The organism is Streptomyces sp. NBC_00448 (assembly GCF_036014115.1).
Taxonomy (GTDB): Bacteria; Actinomycetota; Actinomycetes; order Streptomycetales; family Streptomycetaceae; genus Actinacidiphila.
The window spans coordinates 4,261,925-4,278,856 of record NZ_CP107913.1; the positions used below are offsets into that span (position 1 = coordinate 4,261,925).

The 16,932-nt window shown below is 68.4% G+C and carries 5 protein-coding genes; 1 reads left to right on the forward strand and 4 read right to left on the reverse strand.

Going from position 1 to position 16,932, the window contains the following annotated elements; translation table 11 throughout:
* Nucleotides 1-202: 202 nt before the first annotated feature.
* The 4 genes from OG370_RS18005 to mads6 form a co-directional block, all read right to left on the reverse strand.
* The gene (locus tag OG370_RS18005) at nucleotides 203-2,035 is read right to left on the reverse strand and encodes a MinD/ParA family ATP-binding protein (protein ID WP_328465486.1); all 1,833 of its coding nucleotides are present in this window, start codon (nucleotides 2,033-2,035) and stop codon (nucleotides 203-205) included.
* A gap of 1,200 nt (nucleotides 2,036-3,235) precedes the next feature.
* Nucleotides 3,236-8,725 carry a methylation-associated defense system ATP-binding protein MAD8 gene (gene mads8, locus OG370_RS18010; RefSeq protein ID WP_328465488.1) on the reverse strand — a complete coding sequence of 1,830 codons (5,490 nt, stop codon included), beginning with the start codon at nucleotides 8,723-8,725 and terminating at the stop codon, nucleotides 3,236-3,238.
* A 4-nt stretch (nucleotides 8,726-8,729) separates the two neighbouring features.
* A complete protein-coding gene (gene mads7 / locus OG370_RS18015; RefSeq protein WP_328465490.1) occupies nucleotides 8,730-10,427 on the reverse strand; it encodes a methylation-associated defense system protein MAD7 in 1,698 nt (565 codons plus the stop codon).
* Entirely contained in the window at nucleotides 10,427-14,623 is a 4,197-nt protein-coding gene (gene mads6, locus OG370_RS18020; RefSeq protein WP_328465492.1) for a methylation-associated defense system protein kinase MAD6, read from the reverse strand. Before mads6 ends, mads7 begins: the two co-directional genes overlap by 1 nt.
* A 162-nt stretch (nucleotides 14,624-14,785) precedes the next feature.
* Between mads6 and OG370_RS18025 the strand changes: the two genes are divergently transcribed.
* Nucleotides 14,786-16,918: an AIPR family protein gene (locus tag OG370_RS18025; protein ID WP_328465494.1), complete on the forward strand. Its 2,133-nt coding sequence runs from the start codon at nucleotides 14,786-14,788 to the stop codon at nucleotides 16,916-16,918.
* The last annotated feature ends 14 nt before the right edge of the window (nucleotides 16,919-16,932 follow it).

The window sequence follows — 16,932 nt, forward strand, 5'->3', positions numbered from 1 at the left end:
GGCCGCCCCATCGTCATGCACTCCAGAACTTCTCAAAATCTCCTTGATTTGATCACATGATGATCGTTTCTGGCGATGGCGGCGGGGAGCGCCGGCTCTGCCCGCCGCCGGCCCAGAGGGTGGACGATCTCCGAACACGTGAAAGGCCGCCCCCGTGCAGACGGCACGGGGACGGCCTTTCACCGGGTTGGGCGGCTGGCGGCTACTGCTGAGGTGGCGGGTAGCCGTAGCCCTGTTGCGGGTTGGGGGGTGGATACTGCCCGGGTTGACCGGGTTGACCGGGTTGACCGGGCTGGCCTGGCTGCTGGCCCTGGTAGCCGGGCTGCCCCGGCATCGACGGCGCCTGTACGGGCGGTGAGTTGCTGCCGTCCTGTGTCCACAGGCCCTGTACCTGCTGTGCCCGTACGAAGTCCTCGGCGACCATCGCGGAGAGGTTGAAGTACGCCTCGCGGGTCTTGGGCCGCATCATGTCGAGGTCGACCTCGGCGCCGGCTGCCAGGTGTTCGTCGAAGGGGACGACCTGGACTCCGCGGCAGCGGGTCTGGAAGTGCGCCACGATGTCGTCGACCTTGATCATCTTGCCGGTTTCGCGGACGCCGGAGATGACGGTGATGCTGCGGGCGACGAGTTCGGCGTAGCCGTGGGCGGACAGCCAGTCGAGGGTGGTGCTGGCGCTGGAGGCGCCGTCCACGGACGGTGTCGAGACGATGATCAGCTGGTCGGCCAGGTCCAGCACCCCGCGCATGGCGCTGTAGAGCAGGCCGGTGCCGGAGTCGGTGAGGATGACCGGGTACTGGCGGCCCAGGACGTCGATGGCGCGGCGGTAGTCCTCGTCGTTGAACGCCGTGGAGACCGCCGGGTCCACGTCGTTGGCGATGATCTCCAGACCGGAGGGCGCCTGCGAGGTGAAGCGGCGGATGTCCATGTAACTGTTGATGTAGGGGATCGTCTGCACCAGGTCGCGAATGGTGGCGCCGGTCTCCCGGCGCACCCGGCGGCCCAGCGTGCCCGCGTCAGGGTTGGCGTCGATCGCCAGGATCTTGTCCTGCCGCTCACTGGCGAGGGTGGAGCCGAGCGCGGTGGTGGTCGTGGTCTTGCCGACCCCACCCTTGAGGCTGATGACCGCGATCCGATAACACGCCAGCACCGGCGTACGGATCAGCTCCAGCTTCCGCTTCCGCTCCGCCTCCTCCTTCTTGCCGCCGAGCTTGAACCGGGACGGCTGCGCGTTGGCACCGGGCTTCTTCGGCCTCGGCTGATTGCGCAGCAGCCGCTCCGAACTCAGCTCGACCGCCGCGGTGTAGCCGAGCGGCGCGCCGCCCTGCGTGGTGCGCTGGCGCTGATCGGGCGTCACGGTCGGCCAGCCACCGGCCCGCGGGTCCATGGGAGGGCCGAATCCCTGCGGCACTCCGGGCTGCTCGGTCCGTGGGTCGCCGGGCGTGGCACCCGGCTGCGGGGTGCCCGTCGGTGGTTCCGGCGGGCCGAAAGTCGCGGGTGCCGCCGGCACGGCGGGGGTCGCGGGCGTGGGCGCAGCGGGTGCCGCCGGAACAGCAGGTGCCGCCGGAACAGCGGGTATCGCGGTCACGGGCGCGGGCGCCGCGGGCTGGCCGGGCGCCGCGGGCTGGTCCGACTGCGGGAACCCGTATCCGCTCCGCGCGGGCAGCCGTTGCGGCGCTCCCGCGGTCCCGGGCTGCGGCTGCTGGTTCTGCGGTAAACCGGCACCGCCCTGGAGGAGGGGCCGGCGCAGAATCTGCGTGCGCGGCTCTTCCTCTTCCTCTTCCTCCTGCGACTGCTGCTCCTGCGGTGCGGCCGCGGGCACCGACGCCGCCGCTCCGGACGTCCCGGACGCGGCTGCCGGCCCGGGCACCGCGTCCTCGGGCTCCGCGCTGTCCGGCTCGGCGGCGTCCGGCGCGCTCACCATGTACCAGGTGGGCAGCCGCGATCTGATCGTCAACTCACTGGTGCGGTCGGACTCTGACAGGTCGTCGCCAGGACCGGCCCCGCCCGCGCGGTTGTAGTCCCGATCGCTGCTCACGCTGCCTCCTGGTCTGCTGTCCTCAACCGCTCCGCACCCTTCCAAACCGTCCGTCGCCGCCCCCTGCCCCGTTCAGGGAAAGCCTAGGCAACCGATCGTGAACCTCACAGGCCCGAGCATCGCCGTTTGTGTTATAGCGGACGATCATGTGGGAGGGAAGCGCCCTACGGCAGCTGCGAAGTCTTGATCGTTGGGGTGTCTACGCAGGTCGGGTGAGTTGCTGGGGGGGGGATCGGACGGCGACCGTGATCATGAACGTATGTGACGACGGTCAGGAACAGGGGGCCGTGCAGCCCACGATAGCCGGGTAGAGGTGGACGAGGGCCTTCGGGGCGTTGAACTCCGCGGTCTCCGGGCGCTTTCCGCGACGCGGCCCGCGCCCACGATGTACCGGTGGACCCCACTCCGTCCGCGTACCGCCGACAGCCGGCCCCGTCACCCCGGTCCCGAACCGGCACGAACCGCGCCGCACGCTCCTGTCGGCAATCACCACGGTCACCCCCGAGCGCGCCGAGCTTCCGCCGCGCTCCCCGCGCGCTCCCCTGGGCCTCTGCGAGCACCACCGGCCGGACCCGCGGACCGAGGAGGCACAAGAAAAAAGCAAAACCCCAGGTCACAAGCTATGCGACCTGGGGTTTGCGGTGGAGCCGCCTTCGGGATTCGAACCCGAGACCTACGCATTACGAAACCGTGAGCGTTCGTGCTACGTGGTGCCCGGTCGTGCTGCTGGGTGACGTTCTACCTGATCAGAGTATGGGCGGCTGGTTGGTCTGTGATCACTCATATTGCTTCGTCCAAAGGCGTCCGGCCACCGAGCGGCCAACACGCACGCCACGGCTACGGAGACTTCCAACACCGCCTACCCATCGCACCCATTGTGGCTACCACACACAGAGAACCCAGCGTCCAACGCTCCCCCTACGAGTCCGGCAGGGGGCGGCATCGACAGTGACAGCGGCAGTCGCGAGTCACTTCCTCACGGGTGTAGGGGCTCCCGTGCACCTGTGACATCGCGGCGCGGGCCCTTCTGCCGCCTCATCGAGCGCCGTACAAGGTGCTGAAGCCGGGTAACGCCTACCGGTAGTGACCGCCGACCTTCAGCGTCTGCTTTTGCGAACCCTAACTTCGGTCTAATCGCCTAGAGCTGCCCGCCGCCGGAGCGCGTCCGGGTCCGCTGGGCGCGCGAACGAGCGTGCAAGTCTATGTAACCGCCATTTTCGTCGCGCCTCCATGTTGGGTGACCCGAGGACGACACTGGATCCTCACCGCGCCACGAGTGAAAGCATCGTCCGTTGCCTTACTGGACCAGACGAATGCTTCGCCTGGCTTCAGCGCGGCCATCTTCTCCGGCGTGAGGCCGGCGAGCGCCGCATTTGCCTTCTGCAAGTGCTTCAGCCACGCCGGAGACGTGAATTTATGGAGCACCATATGGTTGGACAACTCGATCAAGGAGATAGGCACGGAGGGGGGGTCCTGGCTGGCCACCAGGATGGACATCCCCTTGTGGCGCATTTCCCGGACGCTCGCCACAAGGCCGTCAACTAGATCCGGACTGTGAATGTATTTATGGGCTTCGTCAAAGACGACCAGCTTGTTGAAGGGCTCGCCATCCTGCCTGGCGTCGGCGAAGAGCTGCATCAGGACGACGAAAAGGCCCAGTGCCTCGTCCTTGTCGATGTACTCGTCGCGCAGGTCCACAATGATCAGCCGACCTGGCCGGACCAGGTCTTTGAGACGTACATTGTCGTCGATGTAGTCGGCGGCCAGGTCCAATCGCTGGAATGCCAGATGCTTGAGCGAATCGGACAGCGAGGACTCGTCCACACCCTGGCGGATAGCCTCCAGAGTGAGGTCGTTGCGGTGAGCCTTCATGATCCGCCCGAGTTGGCGGATGTAGATGGCCTGGTTGCCGATGGCCCCCATCAGGAACCGCCAGTGCGCTGCCTGAAGCTCCGAAGACCCGAACGCGAGAGGCCGCACCTCCAGGTCCGGATACTCCGCCTTCCGTTCCTCCACTTTGTCGGCGGGGGCCAGCAGTAGGACGTCTGACAGCGCGGCAGGCTCCGCGCCGTAGCGCGCGCGGAGTGCGGCAACCTGTTCCGCCTCGCTGTTGGCCCTGGTCATGCTGGTGAACTCCGGTGCATAGTCCTGGGTGTCGCTGTAGTGGAAGACGATGCTGGCCAGCGGATGGGAGAGCTGGTTGACGCCCGGCGAGGGAAGGCTGGCCATCTCCAGGATCGAGCCGAGGGTGTAGCTCTTACCTCCTCCCTGGACACCGAACAGGCTGATGGTGTGGGTCTCATTGAGGTCCAGAGCCACCTGCCGTCCCGCGGTCATACCGAGCAGGCCGTACTGCTGCGTCTGGTGGGACGCGCCAAGGAATACATCCGCACCGAGAGAGCCGTCCCTGGTGTCCGTCGTCTGCTCAGCGGCACGCGACTCAGCCCACGCGCGGTCGTCATGCGGCAGTTGGTTCGGCGCGGACGCCGGTGGCGCGTCCGCTGCCATCTCGGGCCGGGCGGGCTCCTCCGGAGGCAGCTGGGGAAGCTCGTCAACGACTCCGGGCTGGGCGTCCGCCGGCGCCGACAACGATTGCGGCCCTGGCGTGTAGTCGACCACGGCCTGCAGCGGGGCGGGCTCGTCGGGTACCTCGCGGGCCCGTTCCTGGGGACACAGACTCCGCGTGGCTTGGCTGCGCTCGATACCGAGGTCGGCGATCGAGAGCTGCTTCGGCAAGCTGTGCACCCCGCCACCGAGGTATTCGGTCTCGATGGCCTCCAGCAGCCGCTTCACCCCATCCTTGCCGACCCGGTGGAAGGTGACACCACCGTCTGTCTCGACGTCCGTACCGGCCTGGCCCAGATCGAAGATCAGCCCTGTCCTGGCGAACTCCAGCGAGTAGCCGTGATCGAGGTGGTCCAGCAGCCAGTGCGCTTCGGTGTACCCCTTGTCATCGAAGAGTCCGTACCGATTGGCACGGGCGAGGTAGTAGCCGAGCAGGGAGCGCAGCGTGAGGTTCTGCAACGGGCGGTCGGTGCGCTCGACGGCGGGGTCGAAATGCGCGGTCAGGACCCGCTGGCTTCCTTCGACCTGCTGAGCGATCTGCTTCTTCTTCGTCTCGTAGGCCCCGAGACCACCGACCCCGGCGAAGCATTTCACTTCGACCAGCCTGCACACCACGGTCCCGCGCGCCGCGTCGAGGTCAAACAGCGCCAGGTCTGTCCGGTGCAGCCCGACCATCGCGTCACCGGAGGCGGCGCGGCGCCGGTCTTCACCGTACAGGTCGGTGTGCGCGTCGAGCGGGATCAGGATCTGATTCTCCAGAGCGCCCTGGTACCCGAGATACAACCGTGCCAGAGCTAGGCCGAGGACTTCGCTGTGGCTGCTCTCACCGAGGGCGGCGAGCTTGAAGGCAAAGCTGCCGGACAACTCCCGCAACTGGTCGAAGAAGGTCGCCACATGGCGCTCCTCGATGTCCAGATTCCGGTCCGCCAGAACAGGGCCGATCAGGGCCCGCAGCTCGTCGACCGAGCGGGAGGAGACCACGATGTGGTGTCCCATACCGGTCTGGGACGTGGCCGAGTAGTCGATGACGTATTCGGGCCGGTCGGCCCGCCCGTGGTCGAAGTACTCGACGCCGAGAGTCCGGTCCACGGTGACGACCCAGTCACTGGCGTGGTGAACGTCGTGGAGCAGTGCCCGGTCGTCGGGCGACAGCCGAAGGGTGATCTGCGGCAAGTATCCGGGGCGCGGCTCGCCGGACGTGGCGGCGACAACGGCGGCCGAGAGCGCCTGAGGAAGTGCCGCCAGCAGATCACCGGTCTCCTCGGCCCCCTCCAGCGGGTCGGTCGCGCCGTGACGCGGCTGACGGCTCCACGCCACGTACTCCTCTTCCTCGGCGTAGGCGCTGGAGAGTTCCTGCACGAGGCCATGGGCGGCGACACGGCCCGTGGTGGTGACACCCGGCGCGATGTCGTACTGCTCCCCTCCGAACGGATCGAACAGGATGCTGAGGTGAGCCGGGAACTCCCCGGCGCGCCGGCGCAGGTCGGCCGCGTGACGTACGACGACAGCGAGTTTGGGCCGGAGCGGGTCGCCCGGCGTAGCAAATGCCTCGGCGGCTACGGACCGGGGCCCTGACCCGGGCGAGAACAGGTCGGTCAGTGCTTCGCCGACCCAGGGCTCGGTCGGGCTGTCCGAGAACAGCCTGATGGTGAAACGGAGGTGGGCCAGGTGCTTGCGGCTTTGCAGTTCGGTCAGCATCGCGGCGAGCAGGTCCCCGCGGCCGGCTCCCAGAGCGTTAATGACGAGGCTGTCGACGTACGGATGGAGCCTGACATAGCGTTCGATCCGGTCCGCGAGGTCACCACCCGTCACCATGCCGGAGGCCGCCGCGTCGTCAGCGGCGCCGACCGACGCGGCGAGCAGGGACACCGTCCCGCGTGGGTCGGCGGTCTCGCTCGGCAGGCACACCTGCCAGTAGTCGGTGAGTTGCCCTCCCGCGAAGGTCAGTTCGCCGGTGGCCAGGGGAACGACCAAGGGGAAGCCCAGCGGCACCAGCGACGTACTCAGGCTGTGCAGGCGCTCCAGGACGGTGGCCCGGTCCTCATCGGCGAGCCGGTCAAGCCAGTGGTCGGCCAGGGCGGCCTGCCCGCTCCACCAGAGCATCCGCAGCGGATGGGTCGGGGCGACGAGGACGACCCGGCGCCGGCCGCCCCGTACGTCGGTCAGGTCCACCTGGAGCGTGTCGGTGCGCAGGAGCAGGGCCAGTTCGGCACGGTCTCGGTCGGCGCCACCCGAGTGCGCGTTCTCCAGGGAACGAACACACCTGTTCACTGCCCGGAGGTATGTCTCGGCGTACGCCTCGGTCTCCTTGCGCACGGTCCGCAGGTCGGTCGCCTCCACAACGAGGGGCGCCGTGTCCTCGGTGTCGTCCCGCACGGCTGCGAACAGCATCCCCCGGGCCTGGAGGTAGTGGTCGAAATCACTGTCGGGCTCTGCCGTGACGGCGGGCGTCTCGTCGTCACCCAGGAGTGCGACTCCGGTGGCGTCGACCGTGAGGCGAGGCCCTTCGAGAGCGTACGGCCTGGCCAGCATGCGCTCTTCGGCCTCGGCCAGGGGAATGAGCAGGTCGATGGTGATGGACCCGGCCGCGCCGAACGACGCTTTCAGGGGCCAGGTCTTCGCCGTCTTGGCACCCCAGCCGATGTCGCGGCAGGTGACCCGTGAGGGGTCGCGGCCCTCGGCCCGGGCCGTGAAGCGCAGCTTGTTGAGTGCCTGAGCCAGGCCGGGCGCGTGCTGGGACCGACGGACCGGAGGGTCATCGAACTCGCCCTCGGGGACGACGTAGAAGCGGTCGCTCTCGTGCGGCCGTTGCGTGCCCTCCGCACCCACGACCGGCATGGGGTCACCGTTGGTGTCCAACGGGGTGACCCTGACGAAGTGCCAGCCTTCCTCCCAGTCGGCCTTGCGCCCCTTCTTCAGTTTCACACTCGATTTGTAGAGCGTCTTGGCGGTCCTGGTCACGGACACGGTCGCGGTGAAGCCGGTGGGACTGGCGGTGGTGGTCCCGTTGTCGCCGTCGGTCTCGGACTCGGCATAGATCTGTACGGCGAATCGGTCGAGCCCGGCGATGTGACGAGCGTCCGGCTCGACGGTAAAAGCCACAGGCAGCGAGCTGAGCCCGCCGGGCAGCAGATACTGCGCCCCGAAGAGCCGTTCCAGGGCAGGGTGGTTACGCAGATCGTCCTGGTTCTGGCCAGCCTTGGGTAGCACGGAGAGGTCCTGGACCTCGATGCCCACCGTTTCGTCGCCGGGCGCGTTCTCCTGCGGCCACAGGTGGAAGGCGAGCGGCCAGTTCTCCTCATCTACGGCGATGGCCCTGCACCAGCGCGACGGCTCGTCCAGGCCCGCGTCCGCGGCGAACTCGACCAGGCGGCGCACGAACGCCTGGTGCGCCCGGGAGTTCTGGGGCAGGCCGAGAGCAAGGATCCGCTGACGGTCGGTGGCCGCAGATTCCGTGAGCCGTGCCACGCTGCGGCGGTTGCGGTCCGCCTTACGGGCGACCAGCGTCATGTCGTTGAACAGCTCGAAATCGGGGATCAGCCCGAGCAGGAAGACCGCTGCTCCCGCCGCCTGAAGGTCGAAGTCGTTCTCCCGCAGTGTCAGCAGGTAGCGGACGACCGCCTGACCGTTCGCGGCGGGCCAGTCCTCGGCACGGAGCCGCTCCAGGAGTTCGGTGACGGCCGGGCGCAACGCGTCGGGTACCTCGCGCAGGAGGGACGCCTTCAACTGCGTGTGGACGTCACTCAGGGACAGCTGCTCGAAGGTGGCGACGCCGAAGGAGTCCTCCGCGCTGGCACGCATCCCGGGCGGTACGAAGACCAGCAGCGGCGGCCGCAGTGCGCCCTCCTCGTCGGGATTGCGCAGCTCCACGAGTTTGGTGCTGGTCACCGCGATGTCCGCGGGAAGATGCGACTCCGCGTTGCCCAGCACGAACACCTGGGAGTGGGGAACGGTCGTGCGCAGCCCACGCACCAGCCGTGCGGCGAGCTCGGCGCCGAGGTCACCGAGCCGCATGCAGTGCCCGGCCTCCCGGCCCCGCAGTACGGCGGCGAGCCTCGGCAGCAGAGCGTGCTCCAGGGCGTCGCGCCACTGGGCCTCGCTGATCTCGTTCAGTCCGCGTGCCATGCCGTTACCTTCCGCCCGCCGTCACTGTGCCGTCCTTGGTGATCACGAATCTGGGCGTGATCACCTGGGTGAGGTAGGCGTCGGACAGGTCGTTGTAGAAGCCGATCTCCCGCATCCGGGTGGTGAACGCCTCGGCGTTGGACCGCAGCGCCGTCTGCTCCTCGAAGCCCGGGGACGCGAAGCCGTCGGCTCCAGGCAGTTGGTTGACGTACAAGCCGTAGCGGGTCCGCAGGATGTCCATGAACTCGTCCAGCCGGAGGGACACGGTGTGGTACATGAAACGGGACCTGGTGCCACGCGGGTTGGGCCTCAGCAGTGCGATCTGCACGAGCACTTCCAGCAGAGCGCTGTCCAGGACGAAGCGGCGGCGGCCCCGGTAGGGCTGGGCGATGACCGCACCTTGCCGGTTCTTGAGCAGCAGCGAGTCGATGGTGTCGATGATGTAGTCGTTGTGGTATTTACCCCGGTAGGCCATCAGTAGTTCGATGTACTGCTCGAAGAAGCCGAGTCCCATCGCGGCGTCGAGCAGCGGCCGTACCTCTTCGGGCTGTTCGTCGACGGGTGTCTCGTCGAGGAGAGCGTCCATCCGGGCGGCGAAGAACTGCTCACGTCGCTCCTTGTAGTCCTTGCCCCCGTACCGCAGCACCTCGGCAACCGTGAAGTAGCCTCCTGACGGCTTGGCGATCTCGCCACGACCAGCCATGTGCTCGGCGAACTCACCGAGTTTGCGCACCACGTACCCGGCGCGGACGAAGCCGGGGATGCGCCGCAGCCACACCTCCGCGCTCCGCTCGGCGAGGGCGGCGGCCGGTGAGCCGGGCACCCCGGCCGCGTCCGCGAACAGTCCGACCTGGAACGGGCAGGTTCCGAAGGAGTCATGCCCCTGGTCAGGACCGGCGGGGCAGTTCTCCGGCCCGCAGCCGGGCTCGGGGCCGGACCGCTCCACGAAGGACGGCAGCAGCTTCATCGTCTTCAGCTGCCCCAGGGCCAGGTGGAAGGCGAAGAGGATCTTCAGATACTCGACCATCACGATGCGGGGCAGCAGGTCACGGAGGGACAGCAGCCGCAGCACGTCGTCGGCGAGCAGGTCGGACTGTCCCACGCACAGCGGCGGGGCGGAGTACCAGCCCTTCACTGTCTGTGGAGTGTCCGGCTTCACCTGGCTGTTGAGGTGCAGTACGGCCTGGGTCTCGACGTCGAGGCTGCCGCCGGGCAGCGCCGTCCCGAGCGCGGGGTCCAGGCCGTTGAAGAAGAAGCCCCGGATCCCGTCCAGGGCGAGGCTGCCCCGGCCACCCCGGGCGTGCCTCAGCATCTCGTACAGCTGCGCGTCGGCCCCGTAGGCCCGGGAATGGTAGTAGTTGCGGAATTTGTACGTCAGGCCGTGCAGCGGGCGCAGTCCCGCGACCGCCTGGCTGGGTTTGCCCCGGTTGACCATGTCCAGGAGCTGTGTCTCGATCCAGCGGCGGGCCATCTCCGGGGAATCGCCGAAACCCTGGAACCGGTCGGCGTACTTCTCGTCCAGGAACTCCTGGACGAACTTGTCGCTCGTGAGGGCGAACCGCCCGGTGAGTTTGCCGGGCTGGCCGTTGTGGTTGACCCGCATCAGAAACCCGGTGAGCACCCGGTCCATCTCGACCCGCTTGAACTCCAGGTACGACACGCCCAGGTGCCGGAATTCGCTGTCCCGCTTCCGCAGTGCCATCAGTCTCTCCCCGTCCCCGTGCCGTGCCCGGACTCCACCGGCGCGAGCCGCAGCGCCCCGTCCGCCAGGCGGCTGATCCGATGCGGCACACTGCCCGGTGCGGTCAGCAGTACCTCCTGGTACGGGGTGGCCGACAGCGCGTTCTTGAACACCGTGAGCGCCAGATTCTGTCCCTGCCGGTCCTCGACGCCCGGTTGGTAGCCGGTGTGGAGCCTGATCAGCAGCTCGTACAGGTCGAGCCTGACCACGAGCTCGGCGCTGTGCCGCCGCGCCTCGTCGGGGTCCTCGTAGCGCACGATCAGCTCACGGGAGCTGGTCTCCACATACCGCGAGGCCGCCGGAACCCCGATGGCCAGCGTGAACCGGTCGGCGGGGAACAGCCGGTAGCTGCGGACGCTCCCGCCGGGGACCGCTCTGACCTGGAGCGCGAGGGCGGGCCGGCCGTCCAGGGCCGCGCCTGGCAGCCCCTCGCCCCGGTTGACGGCCTCGATGATCCGCTCCAGCTCGGCGGGGCCCGGCTCGCCGCCGGTGAGCAGGTCCAGGAACCGGCCGCCCGCGTGATAGCTGAGCATGCTCTTCCAGCGACCGTCGTCGAGGCTTTCGAAGTAGAAGCGCCGCCGGGCGGCAGCGAGGTAGGCCCGGTGCGCGGAGGCCACCCGTACGTCAGCCGACGGGGTGCGCGGCAGCGCGGCGAAGCGGTCTCTCAGCAGCTCGGCGTCGTGGTCGCCGCGCTGATCGACGGCGATCAGGCTGTGGCCGCCTTCCGGCCCCACATAGTCCAGCTTGCGGTCCAGTTGCGGGTCCGGGACCGTGGCGATGTCCAGCTCGCGCAACTGGCCGAGCAGCCGGTCCGGTTCGCCGCCGCCGTCCGTGTGCAGGCCCGCCCAGCTGGTGAAGTAGAAGCCGTCCAGGCGTTCCTGGACGCTGTCCGGCCGCTCGTAGAGCTCGTGGATCTGCGCACAGTCCCGGCCCGAGGTGAGCGTGTAGGCAAGAGCAGACCGCAGGTCGCGCAGGGTGATGTGCAGCCGCCCGCGCAGATGGGTCATGCGGTACAGCGACGCCAGTCGCTCGGTGACCTGGGGTCCGGCTGCCGGGTGGGCGAAGGTCTGCGCGTTGTGCCGGGCGTAGCAGCGGGGCGCGAGGTCGCAGGAGGAACACGCGGCCCAGTGCTTGGCATCCGTCATCACGCCGATCATGTGGTGCAGGATCGACTCTCCGGCGCCCCCGGGATCGGCGACCACGTCCCGGGCGTTGAGATTGACCACCGCGACACCGTGTGCGTCCGCTCCGGATCCCAGGCCCGCGCGGATGGTCCCGGCCAGCAGCGGGTAGGTGTCGTCGTGCTCGGTGACGAAGTCGACCAGGCGCCCTTCGTTGATGGCGATCAGGCGGGTCTCTTCATCCGGCCAGGCGTCCGGGTCCGCACCCCTGTAAGGGGCGAGGAAGGCGTCGAGCACGGCGTCGTTGTCCTGCTCGCCCTCGTCCTGGCTGCCGTCGTGGTTGGTACGGAAGGTCCGGCCCTGGAAGACGAAGTCGTCGCCGTTGACCCGTTTCTCCCCTCGTGTCGCTCCTCGCTTGACCGCCTCGACGACGAGCTGTTCGAGGAACGCCGTCTTGCCGTCCCCCGCGTTGCCGGTGATGACGACCAGCCGGTGTTCCCCGGCCAGGACGGCGGCGCGCAGCCGGGTGTCGAGGGCCGTGGCCACATAGAGCGGGAACTCCGCGGGGTCGAGCCCGCGCGTGCCCGCGTTGGTGCGGGTGCTCTGGCTGTATAGCGTCTGGAGGTGGCTGACGAAGGAGTTGGTGTTGGCGGTCTGTGGCACGTGCGACACGGCTGGCAGCCCATACGCGAGGCCACTGTGCGGGTCGACCGGTGCGATCCTCACCTCGCCCATGGCTCGTACGGCGGTCAGGAACGCCTCGGCGTCAGCGAAGCGGTCGGCCCTGCGTGGTGCGATCGACCGCAGCAGCACGTCGGCGAAGGCCTGGCTCAGATCACCGAGGCCGGCAATCTTCCGGGGGTCGAGGCCGCGCTCGTCGCGGGGCGGCTGCCGTTTGCCGGGCCAGGGGTAGTCCCCGGTCAGTGCCATGTGGGCGGAGATTCCCAGGGCGTACAGGTCGAGGTCGGCGAGTTCCGCGCGGGTGGGACGCTGCCGGTGGACGGCGTCCGGGGCGTAGTAGCGCGGTGAGCCGAGAGTGGGGGTGAGGGTGGAGTCCACCGAGACCGCGGCGTTGAAGTCCAGCAACCTGGTGCCCTCGGGCGTCCACAGCAGGTTGCTGGGCTTGATGTCGCAGTGGTAGACGCCGTGCTCGTGGAGGTGTCCGAGCCCGCTGAGGCAGTCCTCCAGCAGCCGTTTCACATCGGCGGCGCCGAGCCGGCGCTCCCGGCCGGACGCGGCCTGGAGGTCATGTCCTTCGGCGAACTCCAGGCGCAGATAGGGAAATCCGCCCTTGGGCAGCCAGTCGGCGTCGATGACCTTGACCAGGTTCGGGTGCGGTGGCAGCTGGCGCAGGATGCGGTACTCGAGTTTCAGCCGGGTCTCGACCGACTCCCGGTCCTTGGTGATGATCTTCAGGACCTCGTCGGTGTCGTCCAGGGTGTTGAACACCTGGTAGACCACACCAAAGCTGCCCCGGCCGAGCTCCTTGCGGACGTGGAACTTCTCGGTGAGCCGGAAGCCTTCCGGCAGGTTGTAGTAACTGGTCGGGCTGTTCCAGTCGAAGGGTTCGTCGGGCTCCCCGGGAGGCGCCTGACGCCCCGTCCCCCGGCCGCGTCCGGCCCCGCCTGAGCCCGCCCGCAACAACTGCTCCAGCTCGGCGACGGCCGTCCGAGCGTCCGGCCGCCGCGCCGGGTCGGCGTCGAGCAGGCGTCGGATCAGGTCCCGGATCCCGGAGTCGACCCCATCCGTTTCACCGAGACTGTCGACGAGCCGGTTTCCGCCGGTCGCCGCCGGCAGTTCACCGGTGTACAGCTCGTGGAAAAGGACTCCGGCGGCAAAGACGTCCGACGCCGTCCCGAAACCCTGCGGCCCCTGCAGGCATTCCGGCGCCAGGTAGGCGGCGTCATGGCGCGCGTACGCGTCCATCACCACCGTGCCCGCCCGGCGCTGCCCGGTGTGGGCGTAGTCGAAGCCGGTGATCATGGCGGTGCCGTTGCGATCCACCAGCACCGTGTCCGGGGTGAGATTGCGGTGCACCACCCGGTAGCTGTGCGCCGTCGCGAGCCCCGACAACACCCCGGACACCACCCGGCGCTTGGCGTCCGCGCCGAGCACGGCGCGGCCGGAGGCGGCCCCGCCCGCGCCCATCCGCACGCGCAGCGCCTCCGCGTGCACGTCCTTGAGGACGACCGCGTACCCGCTCTCGTCCTCCAGCTGGACGACGTCGACGCACGGCACGATATTGCGGCTGGGCGGCAGTTTGTTGAGCGCCTGCAGCGGATTGCCGATCTTCTCCCGCGCCCGGGTGTGCTCCTCCTCCGGCAGCAGCGGGTCCACGGTGTGCACCTGGACCAGGTACGTCCCCGTGTTCGGCTGGTCGGACCGCACGGCCCGGTACACCGACACCCGGTCCGCGTCGTCCGCCGCCTCGCCGCCCGTCTCGGCGAGTGTCTCCCTGGCCTCGTAGATCCCGAACCGCCGCGGCCCGGACGGGGGCCGGTACACCGCGCCCAGGGTCCGCGCGATGTCCTCGTGCAGAGGGGTGATGGGCAGTACAGGCCGACCGTTGGACGGCTGATGTCCCTGGAGGAAGGGCACCAGGTCCCTCAGCAGGACCGTACTCTTCTCGTCCTTGCCGTCCGCGTCGACCAACTGCGAGTCGTCGTACGGGAGGATTACCAGCTCCTCGCACCACACCGAGCCCATCTGCGACGATGCGCGCGACTGGCGGAGCAGGCTCGCCACCGTCTTGGCGTGCTCGCGCACCTTGCGCACAGGACTCGGGTACGGCTGGCGCCCCTCCGGGAACCACCGGGGCCCGTGCACCTCGATACGGCCGTGGGTGCCTTTGGTGTCAGCGATGTAGCAGGCACGGTCGGTCAGAATCGCGAGATCGATCTCGAAGGTCTGCCGATGCCGGATGATCTCGAAGTTGTGGATCACGGTCCAGTCGGCCGGAGCCTTGTCCCGCAGGTGCCGCAGCACCATGCTCTCGGCGTCGTTGACGGGCTCGCCGACCCTGATGATCCTTGCCATGAGCCGCCCCCGGCCCCCGTCCCTGCTCGTCAGGCGGGTGCGGGTGTGATGTGCACCGCACCACCATGTCCGCGAGTCACTTTAGTCCCAGGCCAAGGGCAAATTCAGGTGCTCCCACCTCGATAGGGTGATTGTCGGCCAGGCTGGCAACGGGGAGGGCACATGTCGAATCCGGTTCACGTCCGCAATCTGCGCAAGCAGCTCAACGAACGCTTCCTGCCGCTGATCAGCATGACGGACGTCTCGGAGCACGAGAAGGACAAGAAATTCCTCAGCCGGGCCGTCGCCGCGCTGGCGGTCAAGAGCGAAACGGGAGGCGGCGACCGGGATGCGGCGCTCTCGGTGATCGACGGCCGGGACGACTGGGGTATCGACGCCGTGGCCGTCGAGCAGCGCGGCAACCGCCACCATGTCACCCTGGTCCAGGCCAAGTGGAGCGACAAGGCGACAGCGGGCTTCGGGCAGAACGAGGTGGATCACCTCCTGCGGGGGCTCGACTACCTGCTCAACCTGGAATTCGGCAAGTTCAACAGACGTATCGAGCCACATACGGAAGCCCTGGAAAGGGCGTTGGAGAGCGGTTCCCCCAGAGTGACGCTCATCCTCGCCCTGGTGACGGACACCGACCTGCACCCCGACACCCGGCATCTGCTCAAGACCGAACTGGCCAAGCGCAATTGGGGCCACACCGGAGAGGAGATGGTGGACTACAAGGTCATCGACCTGCGCGGCCTGTACCGCGAGATCCTCGGTGAGCACGCCGAGCGGAAGATCACCTTGGAGGCGTGGCTCGACAGCGTCGGTATGGAAGAGGTCCCCTACCGGGCCTTCTACGGCACCATGTCCGCCGAGGACATCGCCGCCTGGTACGACGAGCACGAACGCCACCTGTTCGCCCGCAACATCCGTGACTCGCTCGACTCCAGCGATGTCAACGAGAAGATCCACAGCACGCTTCTGGAGCGACCCGAGGACTTCTGGTACTTCAGCAACGGCATCACCCTGGTCTGCGATCGCATCGTGAAGAAGGGCAGGGGTGAGGTCCGGCCCGGTGCCGGTGCCGGGTTCGTGCTGGAAGGCGCCAGCGTGGTCAACGGTGCCCAGACGGTGGGCGCGATGTCCCGCGCGATGCTGCGAAACGCCTCGTCCGCCCGCCGGGGCCGGGTGCTCGTCCGGCTCATCTCCCTCGAAGAGTGCCCGGACGGCTTCGGGGACGAGGTCACGATCAACACCAACACGCAGAACCCCATCGAGGAGCGGGACTGGAAATCCAGGGACCCGATCCAGATCGCCCTGCGGGACGACTTCGCCCTGACGCTCAGAAGTACGTACGTCGTCAAGCGCGGTGAGCCCGCGCCCGAGCCCGACAGCGGCACCACCATGACCGAGGCGGCGATCGCCCTCGCGGCAACCCACCGTGCCGCCGAGATGGCGGCGCGAGCCAAGAGGGACGTCTCGCTGCTCTGGGAGAAGGAGAACTACCGCGCGCTGTTCGGCTCGGGCGCGGGCAACTCGCTCGGCGCGCTGAGAGTATGGCGCTGCGTACAACTGCTGCGCGCGGTGCAGTCCGCGCTGTCCGTCCAGAGCGACAACCTCTTCGGCCGTGCGGCCAGCGCCGCCAGCAACGGCGATCTGTTGATCACCCACGTGATCTTCCAGGTCCTGGACACCACCGACATCGAGAAGGAAGGCGCGGACTGGGACTCCCGGCTCGCCCTGGTGCCGGACCTCGTCGAGCGGGCCCTCGGCTGGCTGGTGGCCACGGTCGACGTGGCGTACGGCCGCAACAGCCAGATGCTGACCGCGATGCGCACGTTTGAGCGGGTCCGCCTGGTCGTACGACGTGTCGTGGACGGCATGCGCTCCGGTGAACCCGCCCCCGATAATGCCGATTACCGGGTGGAGGAGCGGGTCCAGGGCAAGCGCGCCCGCTCGACCAATGCCGTGAGCCTCATCGTCAAGTCGGCTCGGATCACCGACGGCACCCCCGTGGAGTTCCGTCCCGTTACCCGGCCGGACCGGCAGGGCCTGTCCGCCTGGCTGGCGGCCGATCCGGCCCGGGGCCGGGCGGAATGGCAGAACAACACGTCCAAGCCGCTGGTCTGGGCCGGGGACGGCGAGTCGTACGCGCCCAGCACACTGGTCCGCAAGATGCGGAAGGAAGCGATGAACAACAACCAGCAGGTCCAGGGCACGCTCTACTGGCACGTGGTCGGTGAGGGTTCACTCGTGGATCTGGCGGCGGAGCTGCGAGCCGAGGACGAGTTGGACGTGGCCGACGACCAACTCATCTGATCCCCGGGCGTCTT